Source organism: Mucilaginibacter sp. MD40 (assembly GCF_002288635.1).
Classification (GTDB): domain Bacteria; phylum Bacteroidota; class Bacteroidia; order Sphingobacteriales; family Sphingobacteriaceae; genus Mucilaginibacter.
The window spans coordinates 2,734,175-2,748,252 of record NZ_NRSW01000001.1 but is presented as its reverse complement, the minus strand read 5'-3'; the positions used below and the strand labels follow the sequence as shown (position 1 = coordinate 2,748,252).

The following is a 14,078-nucleotide window of genomic DNA, read 5'->3' as shown; positions in this document are numbered from 1 at the left end:
TTACACAAACTTCCTGAAATTATAACGAAATATAGGAACCAGCTTCAATAATTGTTTGTTTGTTAATGGCCTCTAAAACCGGTACCCGTCCAAGATGTGGTAAGCCAGTATAGTTGATGATATAATCTTCCGTAGATGTATTTTGTTCACCATTGAAAATAATACCTCTTAGCCCGATATTCCTGTTCCTTAAAGCTTCAACAGATAGTAAAGTGTGATTGATACTGCCCAGATAATTTTGAGAAACTAAAATTACTTCTGCTTCCAGTTGCTTTATCAAATCAATAATCAGGGTATTATCGTTTAGCGGCACCATTAAACCACCTGCACCTTCAATTACCAAGTTGTTTTCTGTCTGAGGTGCTATAATTGTTTGCTCATCAATAACAATTCCATCCAAGGCCGCCGATTTATGTGGCGAATAAGGTTGTGTTAAACGATAAGCCTCCTGATGAAAAACAGTTTTATCATTACTCACCAGGCTTTGCACTTTTAAAGTGTCAGAATCATGAAGATCACCGGATTGTATAGGTTTCCAGTAATCGGCTTTTAATTTCTCCACTAAAATAGCAGAGATTAATGTCTTACCTATGCCGGTGCCAATACCGGTAACAAATATACTATTGCTCATATTATTAAAGTATTTATAGCCGATGTAAGCTTGATAATCTCATCAGGAGTATTAAACGCATGCAGACAAATGCGTATTCGCTCTGCGCCAATGGCCACGGTAGGGCTCATGATTGCCCGTACATCAAAACCTGCGTTTTGTAAATGTGTCGCCACCGCTTTTGCCTTATTGTTATCACCTAAAATTATGCATTGTATGGCACTATTACTTTCTATAAGCGTAGGTGCATAAATATGCTTTTTAAACAAAGCTATGTTGGCTTTCAAAAGTTGTACTGTTGCTTCTGAACGGTTTAATAATTCATAAGCCATTTTAATAGTTGCCACCTGATGGAACGAAGCTGCGGTTGTGTAAATGAATGAGCGTGCAAAATTGATTAGGTAGTTACGCAGCAGATCACTACCTAACACAACGGCTCCATGCACGCCCAGCGCTTTACCAAATGTAACTACACGCGCAAAAACCTTATCCTGTAAACCCAGATGGCACAATAAACCGTTAGGGTACAGGCCAATAGCGTGTGCTTCATCAACAATCAAGTTGGCATCGTATTTTGTTGTTAATTTAACAATTTGCTGTAACGGTGGCTCATCGCCATCCATGGAGTAAACGCTTTCCACAACTACATAGCAATTTCCTTTCGCTGCTTTTAGTTTTGCTTCGAGGCTTTCAAGATCATTATGTTTAAAGCTGTAGCGGTTAGCCAAACTTAAACGTGCCCCATCAATTATTGAAGCGTGTATCAACTCATCATGAATAATGGTATCACCTTTTTGGGGAAGCGAAGAGAACAGCCCCACATTAGCGTCATAACCGGAATTAAAAAGTAATGAGGCCCCGGCATTGTGAAAAACTGCAATGTGACGTTCAAGCGCTTCAGTGTATTTTAGATTACCTGATATTAAACGCGAGCCTGTTGAGCCATTTAGCGAATGTTGGGTAGCTGTTTCTTTTTTAATAAGCTCCTTCAGCTCTGCAGACCGCGCGAACCCCAGGTAGTCGTTAGAGCAAAAGTCTATTAAATCATTTTCAGGTTTAAGCGCACGCAAAGACCCCGCGTCGGCGCGTTGATCCAGTTTTGATTTTATATATGTTAGCGCTTTTGACAAACGATTTAAATTTGAGGCTAAAATAAAAAAGCGGCACCAAGGCCGCTTAATTTAATTTATTTTAATTTGATGGTTTTAGCATTATCTGCCACTGCCACCCTGGCGTTGGGCACGCATTTCCTGCATCCATTTCTGCCATGCTTCAACCTGCTCAGGTGTTAATATCGCTTTTACCTTATCATTAGTAGCTTGCATCATGGGGCGCATCTGGCTTCTGAAATCGCCACCGGCATTGCGCAGGCTATCAAAAGATTTAGCCTGGGCCTGGTAAATAGCCGTGATTTTTGCTGTCTGATCGTCGGTCAGCTTCAGTTGCTCTTTCATTTGCTTAACACGTTCTTCAGGACTCATCCTCATGCGGTTTTGCGCATGGCCTACAGCGGTTATCCCTAACACAAACAGGCAGATCATCATCATCTTTTTCATTTCTTCTAATTGATTTTTTAGTTTTTAATGATATGTAAGATAAATATAGCTACCAGTAGTTTAACGCAGCACAATGTAACTTATTTGTTGCCAGGTTGGTTAGTTGACGTCCTTTTTATTAAGATTGGCTATTGACCGCTGCATTTGCGCCATCATAGAGGTTAAGCTTTCCATAGTTGGCTCGGGTGTTGGTTGCGGTAAATGTGTTGAAATGTAAGCTTTTGCTTTCCAAACCTCAAGCAGGTCCTCAGCATCAATTTCATAAGGTTCGTAAACTGGATTGTCTGATATTAACTTAATTTTTCTGCCTTCCTTATATTTGTTGCCCGCGCGTTTGTATACTACGCCATCGCTTTTCGTTATAAAAACATATGTTTCGCCAACTTTTACATCGGCCCAGTTTTCCTGGTACTCACCAATAATTATGCTGCCAGAGTGAAGGGGTAGCATTGAATCGCCCTTTATCTCAAATGCCCTGTAAGTGCCCTGTTTAAACATGGGCAGATAAAACTTAGGAAGCTGCGCAACAAATTCAGGGTCGGCATAACCATTTAGGTAGCCGGCGCTTGCCTTCATGGGTACCAGCTCAATGTTTTCATTATCGTCTTTATCAACAGAAATACTTAACACTCTTAGGTTTGCCGGGTTTCCTTTAGGTTTGGGCGCCCATTTTTCATCAATGGTTTCGTTGATAAAATCATCAATTGATATGTCAAAAAATATTGCTAATTGTTTTAGTAATTCATATTTGGGTTCAGCGCGTTCTTCCTCGTATGCGCCTACTAATGAGCGTTTTATGCCAACCTGATCGGCAAATTGCTGTTGTGTTAACCCTTTCTTTTTCCTAAGAAATTTAATATTTGATGAAATTTTTGACATAAAAATTTGGAATTGCTAAAATGTTTAGTAATTTTATGCTCATAAAGTTAGCAATTAAATTTCAAACAGCAAATTTTTTTATCAAATGAAGAGGTTCGTATATATCATAACAGACAGAAATCGTAAGAATTTACATGTGGGAATGTGCACAGATCTTTTAAAAACCATTAAGTTTTACAGCGATATGCCTACCTTATTTTTTGATAGCGCACAACAGCTAAATAGATTAGTATATTTCGAAGAGATCAATACAGAAGAACAAGCCCTGGAACGTTTTAAAACTGTAAGTACCTATACACGCCCGCAAAAAGAAAAAATGATACGTGCTGTAAACACAGACTGGATTGACCTTACAGCAGGACTTAAATATGAAAGTGCGCAAAGAATAAGACCTGCGGCTTATATCAGAAAGAATACCACTTTGTTGAATAGTTCTTTTATAGCAGCTTCTTCATTAAAAGGTCGTTCTGGTTATCAGTACCAAGCTTAAAAGGATGGCTACCAAATACCACGAACCCTTTGCTGTGGTAAAACGCAAGCGCCTTTTGGTTATGCTCCCAAACGCCTAACCAAATATATTTTTTGTTGGTTTCGATGGCTTTGTTAATGGCATAGTCCATCAGGTATTTACCAATTTTTTGCCCCTGGAATTTCTCCAGTACATAAATGCGTTCCAGTTCCAAAGCCTCTGAGCCTTGAGGCTCTGTTTGGGCATCATTAAAGTTTAGTTTAACGTAACCTGCAACTTCGTTATCTACCAACGCGAAGTAGATTTCAGATTCAGGGTTTGAAAGTTCGGCAATGGTGTTCTCAATTGTGAAGACCTTTTCCGCATAAGCCTGCATATGCACCGGATCGTTTTGTGCAGCAAAAGCATCAAAAAAAGTTTGTTGCCTAAGGGCAAGCAATTGTTCTGCTTCGGTTAAGTCAACACGCTTTAATGTAACGGCCATCAATCAAATTGTTGCTGTAGTCGTTCCAACCTGTCAATCATCAGATTGAGTTTTTCTTCCTCATTTTTTAACATTCGCGGTTTTATGTAGAACGTAGTGAAAAGGAACCAAATTGCGGTTAAGCCATACGTTGTTATTTTAAAGCCAACCGATGCTGTTTCCAGCACTTCAACAAAATACATAGCCAGCCCGGCGCTTAATAACAGTATATATATATAATAGAACCAGCTTACTGTACGCGAACGGTCTTTTTGATATTGTTTAAGGCTGTCGAGATAATCTGTTGGGTTTTGAGTAAGGTCATGCTTATTAAGCATATGATAATGCCTCACCATAATATATAAATACATGGCCATGGCTACCAGTATGATCAAAATACCTAAGGTAGTAGCGGGAGATTTAAATGCCATAAAAAACATGAGTATAAAAGCTGCCGCTACGGTACCTATCATGGCTACTATACCCCAATATAAACGCGTAGTAAAACTGCGTATGCCTTTCTTTACCTGTTTAACTACCTCATCAACAGAAAGGTGCTCTTTGGGCGGCTGTGCCTGCCAAACCGACATTAAGTGATCAAAGTCTTTCATAATGATTATATAACTCTGTCAGTTTTTGTTTAATACGATGAATCTTCACTCTCAAATTCCCCTCTGATATGCCCGAAACCTCGGCAATTTCGGGATATGGCACTTCATCAAGCACCAGCGTAATAATAATTCTTTCTGATTCTTCCAGCTTAGAGATACACTTGTAAAGCAAAGCAACCTGCTCATTTTTTTCAGAAAATTCCTCTCGTTTGGTTTCAGCAAGCTGAGGGGTTATTTCGTCTTTAGCCTGGCGTTTCTCTGATCTTAAATAGGTTAAACAGGTGTTTACAGCTATACGATATATCCAGGTTGAGATCAATGCCTGGTTGCGAAATTTGTGCAGATTTTGCCAAACTTTTAGAAAAGTTTCCTGCAACAGATCATTCGCGGCATCGTCATCGCCCGTGTATCCATAGCATAAATGGAAGATCTTTTTTGAATTGGCCTCATATATTCGCCTGAAAGCTTCTTCGTTGTTTTCTGCCACCTGCTGGTTAGTTTTTAATGGTTTGACAAAGTAAAGCACTAAAAGTTACAACTCGTAAATTTTTTTGCTGAACCATGCGTATTTGCCATCCGCATCGGCAATCAATTGCTCATAGTCGTTCACGTAATCATACTGCAGATCTTCGTGTAGTTTGCTTAACAAAGTTTTGATCTTGTCTATTTGGCGTGTTAAAATTAACCTTATAGGTTTATGCGAAGTTTGCTTAACTACATACTGCATGTAATTTTTGCAAAAATTTAAAAGCAATTCAACCTCAGCGGTTTTGTTACCGATAAATTTGATGTATTTGGTAAGCATTTTTAAGATCTTGCGCAGGCCCTTGGCTGTGAAATAAGGTTGTACAGGCAATTGGCTAAACATAAAACCGGCCTCTGCTTTTACATTTTCAATAAAATCCTGTTCATTATGTGCTTCAAAAAGCAGGTAAGCTAATAGCTCCTTGTTTTCCTTTTTGTAGCGGGTGAGGCGTAAACATAATTCCGCTAATTGTTCTGCGGGGAGGTGTTGTAATTCTTTCTTAATTTGCTGTAATCCGTAGGTACTAATACTCAATCCTTAACCTTAAGCTTTATTTTCCTATTTTTGCGCACAATTATCAAATGCAGAAGAGCAAACTCACCCTATACATTTTTATAGCTTTGGTGCTGGGCATTATAGCCGGCTATACTTATAATGCTACCGTTATTAACAACATTAATACCAAGATAAGCGCTGCTGAGGTAAATATAAAAACATTGGATGAGCAAATAGCTGTTGCCAAAGATACTTCCACTGCAAATTTTAAAGCATTAAAGAAAGAACGTGCCGTACAGGCTACTATCCGTAAGGATGCTGATAAAGTACGAGAAGACAAACTGGAAATATTTACTATTCTTAGCGATGTTTTTCTGCGGCTGATAAAAATGATCGTAGCACCCTTGGTATTTACTACCCTGGTGGTGGGAGTTGCTAAAGTTGGCGATATTAAAGCTGTGGGCAGGATAGGTGGTAAGACTCTTTTATGGTTTTTAAGTGCCACACTGGTATCATTACTTTTAGGTATGATGCTGGTAAACTTCTTTCGCCCGGGCGAGGCCATGCATTTGCCATTACCTGATAGCCACCTGTCTACCGGGATACAAAAGACTGCCTTGTCACTGCGTGATTTTATTGGCCACGTTTTCCCCAAAAGTTTTGTTGAGGCTATGGCCAATAATGAGATATTGCAGATAGTGGTATTTGCGCTGTTCTTCGGGGTAGCTACGGCTGCCATTGGCGAAAAGGGTGATGTTGTTGTAAAGGCATTGGATGCTATTGCACATGTGATATTGAAAATAACCGGTTATGTAATGCAACTGGCACCGCTGGCGGTTTTTGGTGCCATTACTGCCATCATAGCTAAACAGGGGCTGGGCATCTTGTCCACTTATGCAATTTTTATCGGCGAGTTCTATTTCTCGTTACTATTATTGTGGCTGGTGATCGTGTTAGCAGGGTTTTTCGTGTTGAAGGGCAGAGTGTTTAACCTGATCAGCAGGATAAAAGATGCCATACTGATTGCCTTTAGTACCTCTACCAGTGAGGCTGCTTATCCAAAAGTATTGTTAGAGCTTGAGCGCTTTGGCTGTAAAGATAAAATTGTAAGTTTCGTGCTGCCATTGGGCTACTCGTTTAACCTTGATGGATCCATGATGTATATGACCTTTGCGTCGCTTTTTCTTGCGCAATCTTATAACATCCATCTTTCATTTCAACAGCAATTATCAATGCTGTTGGTACTTATGCTTACCAGTAAAGGTATAGCCGGTGTGCCGCGCGCCTCACTGGTGGTTATTGCAGGTACCGTAGCTATGTTCAATATTCCAGAAGCCGGCTTGGCGCTATTGATCGGTATCGACCCGCTTTTGGATATGGGGCGTTCTGCAACCAACGTTTTAGGTAACGCTATGGCTACTGCGGTTGTAAGTAAGTGGGAGGGAGAGCTTGGCCCGCAAGCTGAAGGAAATGTTGAACTGTAATTCAATAAATCAAAAATTCGATAATTATATAAAAGATGTCTAATAAAGCTAAGAAGATATTCCTTATCCTGAGTGTTGCAGTTCCGTTTATGCTTTATTGTGTGTATTACTATGGAATGATGGTTAAGAACGCGCCATATAAGTTTTCAGAATTTGAAGGACTGAAACTGGAGTATGGTTACAATGATAGCCTTTTGAATAAATATAATTCTATTACAGGCGATTATCAGTTTGTAAACCGACAGGACTCATTAGTTAGAATGCATATGAAGCTAAGCAAAGACGATTTGCTTTATCTTCACCGTAAAGCAGCAGAATTAGGTTTTTGGGATTTTCCATCGAATGAAACCAAGCAGGATGCTAAAACACGTTCCATGCGTTATATCATCGAATTTAAATATAAGCGTAAAACTAAACGCGTTGTTTTTGACGATGCTTACCAAGGTAACGATAAGCTTATTGATGCCAATCAAAGGCTGATAAAGGAGATACAGAGTAAACTCGATGACAATGAAGCAAGGCTAAGAAGTATTAATAAATAAGTTTAATTAGCCTCGCATTGCTATTTAAAATATTAATCTATATATTTGCACCTCAAAATTTAAAATAATAATTAACCAACAATGTACGCAATAGTAAGTATAGCCGGGCAACAGTTTAAAGTTGCAAAAGACCAGCAGATCTTTGTACACCGCTTACAGGGAGATGAAGGCGCTAATATTGAATTTGACAACGTGTTGTTAGCAGAAAACGAAGGTTCTTTCAAATTAGGTTCTGATTTAAAAGGCGCTAAAGTATCAGCTAAGATCGTGTCTCATTTAAAAGGTGATAAAGTAATCGTCTTCAAAAAGAAAAGAAGAAAAGGTTACAAAAAGAAAAACGGTCACCGTCAGCAATTCACCAAGATCGAGATCACTGGTATCACTTTATAATTAGATTTTAAACTTGCAGGACTTTCCTGTTAAAAATATCAAGAAATGGCACACAAAAAAGGGGCCGGTAGTTCACGAAACGGCCGCGAATCGCATAGCAAACGTTTAGGTATCAAAATTTTTGGTGGTCAGCCAGCTATTGCAGGTAACATCATTGTTCGCCAGCGTGGTACCCAACACAATCCGGGCCTTAACGTAGGTATCGGTAAAGACCACACTTTATTCGCTCTTATTGACGGTAAAGTTGTATTCAAAAAGAAAGCTGATAACCGTTCATACGTATCAGTACTTCCTTTAGAAGAAGCACCCGTTGCTGAAGTAGTTGCTCCTAAATCAGTTGAAGCACCAGCGGTTGAAGAAGCTCCAAAGGCTAAAAAAGCTGCTGCACCAAAAGCAAAAAAAGAAGAAGCTGCTGACACTGCTGAAGAAGTAACCGCAGAGTAATCTTCAACTTACAGATAAAGAAAAGCCCCGGTCAAATTTGATCGGGGCTTTTTGTTGTTATCATGTCATTGCGAGGAGCGGGAGCGACGTGGCAATCTTAGAAAATAATTATAGTTACGAGTCAGATAGTTTATTTACACGCTATTTGGATGATTACAGTAAATGTACTTGTCAGACTGCTAAAGGCTTTTTTAGTGTTCGACCAAACTCAGACTGAAAATGAGTTGTTACTCCAATATCACTTTCTTCAAATACCAACTATCAGGATCTATTACAGGTATAGTTTTACTGCTAACCGTTTGGCCTTGAGGCGAAAGCATCAGGCGCTGCTTGCCTTTATCGATAACAACATCTACCGGCAAAGGCATATTGATATTTTGTAATTTAATTTGGTAGCTGTCGCCTGGACGGGCTTTTACATCTATCTCGAGCTTGTCTGTAGTGCGCAGGTACATGTCAAACAAAGGTTTCAGCGATTGGCCATACGCTTTGCTGAAGTATCGTTCCACATCATCGGTTACGTTCTGATGGTCGTAGGTAAATTGCGGTTCGGTAGCAAGGCCTTTTAATGTTTTAAAGAACAAGGTGTCGCCCATTACATAGTGGAGTGTATGCATAAAGAAGCCGCCTTTGCCGTAGATGTCGCCATTGTATGCCGATGCTTCATCGATGTCCTTACCCAGTACTATTGGTTGTTTGTTTTGAAAACCAAATGCTGATCTTTTAAAATGATCAATATACGCTTGCCGGCCTTCCAGATCTAATATGGGCAGCGCATCGGCATAAGTGTCGATCCCTTCATGTATCCAGTAATCGGCCCAGTCGCGGGCGGTAACTTTGTTACCCCACCACTCGTGGCCAAACTCATGGAACATCAGCCAGTCAAAATCCTGTCCACCAACTTTGGTGTACCTGAATTTGTTACCATATGCGTTCATGCTCTGGTGTTCCATACCTAAGTGGGGAGTTTCCACTATGCCTAACTTCTCTTTTGCCCACGGGTATTCGCCGAAATATTTTTCTTTAGCCTGTGCAGCTTTAATAACCATATCAACCAGGTGAGGACCCTGTGCAGCATGTTCCTTTAATACATAGAATTGCACAGGAACAGTATTGCCTGCAACAGATTTGTATGAGCCTTTCACAACTGTGTAATCGCCAGCGTTAAAAACCAGGCTGTAATTATTGATGGTATATTTGGTTTGCCAGTGGTAAGTAGCAGTATTGCCTTTTTTACTTATACTTTTAAGTAAACCGGGACCGGCAACTACAAGGTCTGACGGTACGGTGATATACATATCTGCTCCTTCGTTAGGCTCATCGCTTGGATGATCTTTGCAGGGGAAATATATCTTGCCACCAGTTTGTTCTGCCGTAACCGCCAGCCACGGGTGACCGGTTGAGTCTTGCGTCCAGGTGAAACCATCGTCCCATGGTGGTCTTTTAGCTATGCGTGGCTTACCGCTGTAAATTACTTTTATAGCAGCCTTCCCGGCAGCAAGTTCTTTATTAAGGCTGATGGTGATGAGGCCGTTCTTATGTTCGAACGGTTCTTTTTTGCCATTAACCGCTACATCACTTACATGGAGAGAGTCCAGCAAATCAAGCACCAGTGTTTTGGTTGGCTGTTTCATTATCACGTCAACAGTGGTGTTACCTTCGATAGATCTTTGCTGAAAATTGCAACTGACTGTAATATTATAATGGCGAACATCCATGATGGCTTGCTCAGGCTTAAGTTTACCGCCGGATGTTTGGGCACTGGCGCAAAATGTGAACGCAGGAAATAAGCAGATAACAAATCCTGCTAATTTGAAATTCTTCATTATGAAAGGAGTGATGGTGCACTTAAAGGTACGCATGCGGACACCATTTGCAGGTGGGAATGTTTGTAAAATTTCCGAGACTGTGGCTTACTGGCGAGAATCTTGATTTACACTATCAATTATCTAACCTGAAATAAACAGGGATAGAATATTGTACCCGAACGGGCTTCCCGCCCTCCATGCCCGGAATCCATTTTGGAGCTTTGGGATCAGACATTAGCCGGATTGCTTCAGCATCGGTATCTTCAGACAAACTTTTTTTCACTTTAATATCACTTAGGCGACCATCTCGCTCAACCACGAATGTTACCCGCACCGTGCCTTGAATGTTGTTTTCTTTAGCGCTTTTGGGATACTTCAAATTCTTTTTTAAGTAAAAAAATAGCTTAGATTCTCCACCGATTACTTGCGGAGGCTGTTCTACTCGCACGAATTTTTGCGTATCAACTTTAGCAGTATCAGTAATCTGGGCCTCTACTTTATTAAAAAAGAATAGGCAAATAGCGATAAATAAAAGTTTCTTCATTGTGATTGTAATATCAATATTCCCTTACCAACAACCCATCGGCAAAATCGCGCAGGTATTGTTTGTTTTCTTCGGGCAGAGTAAGTTTATCTAAGGCAGCAAAAGCTTTATCGGCATAGCTGTGCATTTCGGCTTCTGCATACTGACGAATGTTGGCTTTGTTGTAGATAGCCGTAACTGCAGCTACTTTCTCTGCAGCATCGAAAGTTTTATAAGTAACCCATTGGTCAAGTTCTTGGGCATCCTTGCCTTCAACCAGTTCAAGTGCTTTGATAAATAAGTAGGTCTTTTTGTTGGAGATGATGTCGCCGCCTACTTGTTTGCCAAATTTTTCCGGGTCCCCATAAACATCCAGTATATCATCCTGCAACTGGAATGCTATACCTAAGTTAATACCGAAATCAGAAAGCAGTTCCGCATCCTTAATATCAGCATTGCCTATCAAAGCACCGATCTTGAGCGCGCCACCCAATACCACTGCTGTTTTCAGTCGAATCATGTTGATGTATTCTTCGATACTGATATCGATCTTGGTTTCGAAGGTCATGTCCAACTGCTGGCCTTCGCAAACACCAACGGCGGTATCATTGAAAATATCCAGCACGGTGCGAAGGATATTTTCACGCACCTGCATCATCAGCTTATAACCTTCAATAAGCATTACATCACCCGAAAGGATGGCTACATTGCTGTTCCATTTCTCATGAACAGTGGTTTTACCTCTGCGTTTTGGTGCATTATCCATAATATCATCATGCATCAGCGTGAAGTTATGGAACACCTCAATAGCAAGGGCAGGGGGGAGTGCTTCGTTAACATCGCCCCCAAACAGATCGCAGGCCATTAACAAAAGGGCAGGGCGCATTCGCTTTCCACCTAATGCAAGTATGTATTGGATAGGCTCGTATAATTCCGCCGGGTATGCGGGGAATTTCAGATCGGCTACGGAATTGGCAATCAGCGATTGCAGCTCGTCGAGTTGTCTCATTCAGGGCGTGATTGGTGAGTAGTTAGTGGTGGTCAATTTTAATCTACCGCCACTAAGTCACTAAATCATTTATAAAATATTATTCGTTATCAGGGTAAAGTCAATCTGTTTTTTAGTCAGGTCCACACTTTTTACCTTTATTTTTACCTCATCACCCAGCTGATAGATCTTCTTTTTACGCTGGCCAATAATAGCATAGTTCTTTTCGTCTAAGGTATAAAAATCGTCTGTAATATCGCGCAGACGTATCATTCCCTCGCATTTATTTTCAGTCAACTCCACATACATACCCCATTCGGTTACGCCGGAGATGATACCGGTAAACACATTGCCTACCTGGTCGCGCAGATATTCGGCCTGTTTATATTTAACAGATGCGCGTTCCGCATCGGCAGCACGTTTTTCCATTGCCGAACTGTGTTTGCATAACTCCTCATAATGGTCGGCATTAGCACTTTTGCCACCATTAAGGTAGTGGAACAGCAGCCTATGCACCATCACATCAGGGTATCGCCTAATTGGTGAGGTGAAGTGCGTATAGTGAGAGAATGCCAAACCGTAATGGCTGGATGTCTTTGTGGTGTAAATAGCCTTAGCCATTGACCGTATGGCCAGATGTGTAAGTACGTTCTGCTCTTTTTTTCCCTCTACATCCTCCATCAGATAATTAAGCGACTTGGCGATCTCTTTATCCGATTTAGTGTTGATCTTGTAACCAAACCTTGCAGCGAATTGCGCAAAGCTGTTCAAGGCATCAGGCTTGGGAGAGTCGTGTGCGCGGTAAACAAAGGTGTATTTATTTTTACCCTTACCCATCTTGCTCACATACTCGGCAACTTTACGGTTGGCTAACAGCATAAAGTCTTCAATAAGTTTATGCGCGTCCTTTCTTTCCTTCACATAAACACCTATAGGTTTGCTATTTTCGTCCAGTTTGAACTTAACCTCTGTAGTTTCAAAGCTGATGGCTCCTGCTTTAAACTTGCGTTCACGAAGTTTGTGGGCTAAAGCATTCAGCTTTAAAATTTCTTCGGTAAAGTCGCCTTGCTGGGTTTCTATCACCTCCTGCACTTCTTCGTAAGTAAAACGTCTGTCAGAATGTATCACCGTTTTGCCAAACCATTCGTTATGTATGTTAGCTTCTTCATCCAACTCAAATACAGCGGCAAAGCATAATTTATCCTCATTAGGGCGCAGTGAGCATAAGCCGTTTGACAGGCGCTCGGGGAGCATGGGTATTACCCGGTCAACCAAATAAACGGATGTGCCGCGCTCGTAAGCTTCCTTATCCAAGGCAGAATCAGGAATGATATAATGAGCTACATCGGCAATGTGCACGCCGACCTCATAATTGCCATTATCCAGTTTTTTAAAGGATAAGGCATCATCAAAGTCTTTGGCATCAAATGGATCGATGGTAAAAGTAAGCACTTCCCTAAAATCGCGTCGACGGGCAATTTCCTCTTCTGAGATCACATCCTGGATCTCCTCTGCTTCACGTTCAACCTCCGCGGGGAAGCTGAGAGGGAAACCATACTCAGCCAAAATGGCGTTCATCTCGGTATCGTTCTCGCCCTGCTGACCCAATACATGCTTTATGCGCCCAACCGGGTTTTTAGCACCGGCAGGCCAATCAGTTATCTCTGCAACTGCCTTTATGCCATTTTTAGCACCATTTAATTCGCTTAGCGGAATAAAAATATCATGCATCATTTTTCTGTCATCCGCCAGGAAGAACGCGTAATGCTCTGATAAACGCACCACACCGGTAAACTCCATTTTGTGGCGCTTCAGTATCTCAATTATCTCACCCTCTTTGCGTTTTCCGCGGCTTTTGGCATACACATACACCTTCACCCAATCGCCATTTAGAGCGTTTCGTAGTTTACGTGGGGCTATGTAAATGTCGCTCTCGAACTCGTCGTCGGTAACAATAAAAGCCGAGCCATCATTGGTGAGATCAACCCTGCCCTCAACAAAGGTCTTCAGCTCCAGTAGCTGGAATTTACCCGGAGATATTTCCTTCAAAACCCCTTTAAAGGTTTCTTCGTCAAGGATATCATTGATAACGGCGCGTGCCTCAGGGTCGCGCACGTTTAACTTGGCCGATACTTGTTTATAATTAAGTGGCGTATTCCCGTTTTGCTCAAATATGTCTAACACCATTTGCGTTAGCACCTGGTCTATAGACGATTTATTTTTCTTTTTCTTTTTTGACATAGATGGTTGTTGCGCTAAGATACTAATCGTATCAGCTAAAAAGTACAAT

Annotated in this window: 17 protein-coding genes; 5 read left to right on the top strand and 12 right to left on the bottom strand. The window is 41.0% G+C overall.

The window, feature by feature from the left end:
• Positions 1 to 19 precede the first annotated feature (19 nt).
• The 4 genes from bioD to CKK33_RS12445 form a co-directional block, all read right to left on the bottom strand.
• Positions 20 to 631: a dethiobiotin synthase gene (bioD, locus tag CKK33_RS12460; protein ID WP_095704415.1), complete on the bottom strand. Its 612-nt coding sequence runs from the start codon at positions 629 to 631 to the stop codon at positions 20 to 22.
• The gene (locus CKK33_RS12455) at positions 628 to 1,740 is read right to left on the bottom strand and encodes an 8-amino-7-oxononanoate synthase (protein WP_095704414.1); all 1,113 of its coding nucleotides are present in this window, start codon (positions 1,738 to 1,740) and stop codon (positions 628 to 630) included. The genes bioD and CKK33_RS12455 overlap by 4 nt, the downstream gene beginning before the upstream one ends.
• Positions 1,741 to 1,821: 81 nt before the next feature.
• Positions 1,822 to 2,166, bottom strand: coding sequence for a Spy/CpxP family protein refolding chaperone (locus CKK33_RS12450; RefSeq protein ID WP_095704413.1), 345 nt, complete (start codon positions 2,164 to 2,166; stop codon positions 1,822 to 1,824).
• Positions 2,167 to 2,265: 99 nt separating this feature from the next.
• Positions 2,266 to 3,045, bottom strand: coding sequence for a LexA family transcriptional regulator (locus CKK33_RS12445; protein ID WP_095704412.1), 780 nt, complete (start codon positions 3,043 to 3,045; stop codon positions 2,266 to 2,268).
• Positions 3,046 to 3,130: 85 nt separating this feature from the next.
• Between CKK33_RS12445 and CKK33_RS12440 the strand changes: the two genes are divergently transcribed.
• Complete coding sequence (locus tag CKK33_RS12440; RefSeq protein WP_233138207.1) at positions 3,131 to 3,535, top strand: GIY-YIG nuclease family protein; 405 nt, start codon at positions 3,131 to 3,133, stop codon at positions 3,533 to 3,535.
• Here CKK33_RS12440 and CKK33_RS12435 read toward each other — a convergent pair.
• From CKK33_RS12435 to CKK33_RS12420, 4 genes are read right to left on the bottom strand one after another with little or no spacing between them, the layout of a single operon-like run.
• A complete protein-coding gene (locus tag CKK33_RS12435; protein WP_095704411.1) occupies positions 3,483 to 3,998 on the bottom strand; it encodes an N-acetyltransferase in 516 nt (171 codons plus the stop codon). The two genes, CKK33_RS12440 and CKK33_RS12435, sit on opposite strands and share 53 nt — an antisense overlap.
• Positions 3,998 to 4,588, bottom strand: coding sequence for a hypothetical protein (locus tag CKK33_RS12430; protein ID WP_143822954.1), 591 nt, complete (start codon positions 4,586 to 4,588; stop codon positions 3,998 to 4,000). The genes CKK33_RS12435 and CKK33_RS12430 overlap by 1 nt, the downstream gene beginning before the upstream one ends.
• Positions 4,575 to 5,075 carry an RNA polymerase sigma factor gene (locus tag CKK33_RS12425; protein WP_095705843.1) on the bottom strand — a complete coding sequence of 167 codons (501 nt, stop codon included), beginning with the start codon at positions 5,073 to 5,075 and terminating at the stop codon, positions 4,575 to 4,577. Before CKK33_RS12425 ends, CKK33_RS12430 begins: the two co-directional genes overlap by 14 nt.
• Before the next feature lie 45 nt (positions 5,076 to 5,120).
• Positions 5,121 to 5,648 carry a hypothetical protein gene (locus CKK33_RS12420; protein ID WP_198952466.1) on the bottom strand — a complete coding sequence of 176 codons (528 nt, stop codon included), beginning with the start codon at positions 5,646 to 5,648 and terminating at the stop codon, positions 5,121 to 5,123.
• Between the two features lie 47 nt (positions 5,649 to 5,695).
• On the opposite strand from CKK33_RS12420, the gene CKK33_RS12415 reads away from it, so the two are divergent.
• The 4 genes from CKK33_RS12415 (at position 5,696) to rpmA (ending at position 8,469) form a co-directional block, all read left to right on the top strand.
• A complete protein-coding gene (locus CKK33_RS12415; RefSeq protein WP_095704409.1) occupies positions 5,696 to 7,093 on the top strand; it encodes a dicarboxylate/amino acid:cation symporter in 1,398 nt (465 codons plus the stop codon).
• Between the two features lie 35 nt (positions 7,094 to 7,128).
• Positions 7,129 to 7,635, top strand: a complete 507-nt coding sequence (locus tag CKK33_RS12410; RefSeq protein WP_095704408.1) for a hypothetical protein — start codon at positions 7,129 to 7,131, stop codon at positions 7,633 to 7,635.
• An 81-nt stretch (positions 7,636 to 7,716) separates the two neighbouring features.
• The gene (gene rplU / locus CKK33_RS12405; RefSeq protein WP_095704407.1) at positions 7,717 to 8,025 is read left to right on the top strand and encodes a 50S ribosomal protein L21; all 309 of its coding nucleotides are present in this window, start codon (positions 7,717 to 7,719) and stop codon (positions 8,023 to 8,025) included.
• Positions 8,026 to 8,070: 45 nt separating this feature from the next.
• Positions 8,071 to 8,469 carry a 50S ribosomal protein L27 gene (rpmA, locus tag CKK33_RS12400; RefSeq protein WP_095704406.1) on the top strand — a complete coding sequence of 133 codons (399 nt, stop codon included), beginning with the start codon at positions 8,071 to 8,073 and terminating at the stop codon, positions 8,467 to 8,469.
• 227 nt (positions 8,470 to 8,696) lie between these two features.
• Here the strand turns inward: rpmA and CKK33_RS12395 are convergent, their stop codons facing one another.
• The 4 genes from CKK33_RS12395 to rnr all read right to left on the bottom strand — a co-directional run bounded on the left by CKK33_RS12395 (position 8,697) and on the right by rnr (position 14,029).
• The gene (locus CKK33_RS12395) at positions 8,697 to 10,295 is read right to left on the bottom strand and encodes a M1 family metallopeptidase (protein WP_158223434.1); all 1,599 of its coding nucleotides are present in this window, start codon (positions 10,293 to 10,295) and stop codon (positions 8,697 to 8,699) included.
• Between the two features lie 115 nt (positions 10,296 to 10,410).
• Complete coding sequence (locus CKK33_RS12390) at positions 10,411 to 10,821, bottom strand: energy transducer TonB (RefSeq protein ID WP_095704404.1); 411 nt, start codon at positions 10,819 to 10,821, stop codon at positions 10,411 to 10,413.
• A 13-nt stretch (positions 10,822 to 10,834) separates the two neighbouring features.
• The gene (locus CKK33_RS12385) at positions 10,835 to 11,809 is read right to left on the bottom strand and encodes a polyprenyl synthetase family protein (RefSeq protein ID WP_095704403.1); all 975 of its coding nucleotides are present in this window, start codon (positions 11,807 to 11,809) and stop codon (positions 10,835 to 10,837) included.
• 69 nt (positions 11,810 to 11,878) lie between these two features.
• Complete coding sequence (rnr, locus tag CKK33_RS12380; RefSeq protein WP_095704402.1) at positions 11,879 to 14,029, bottom strand: ribonuclease R; 2,151 nt, start codon at positions 14,027 to 14,029, stop codon at positions 11,879 to 11,881.
• Positions 14,030 to 14,078 lie beyond the last annotated feature (49 nt).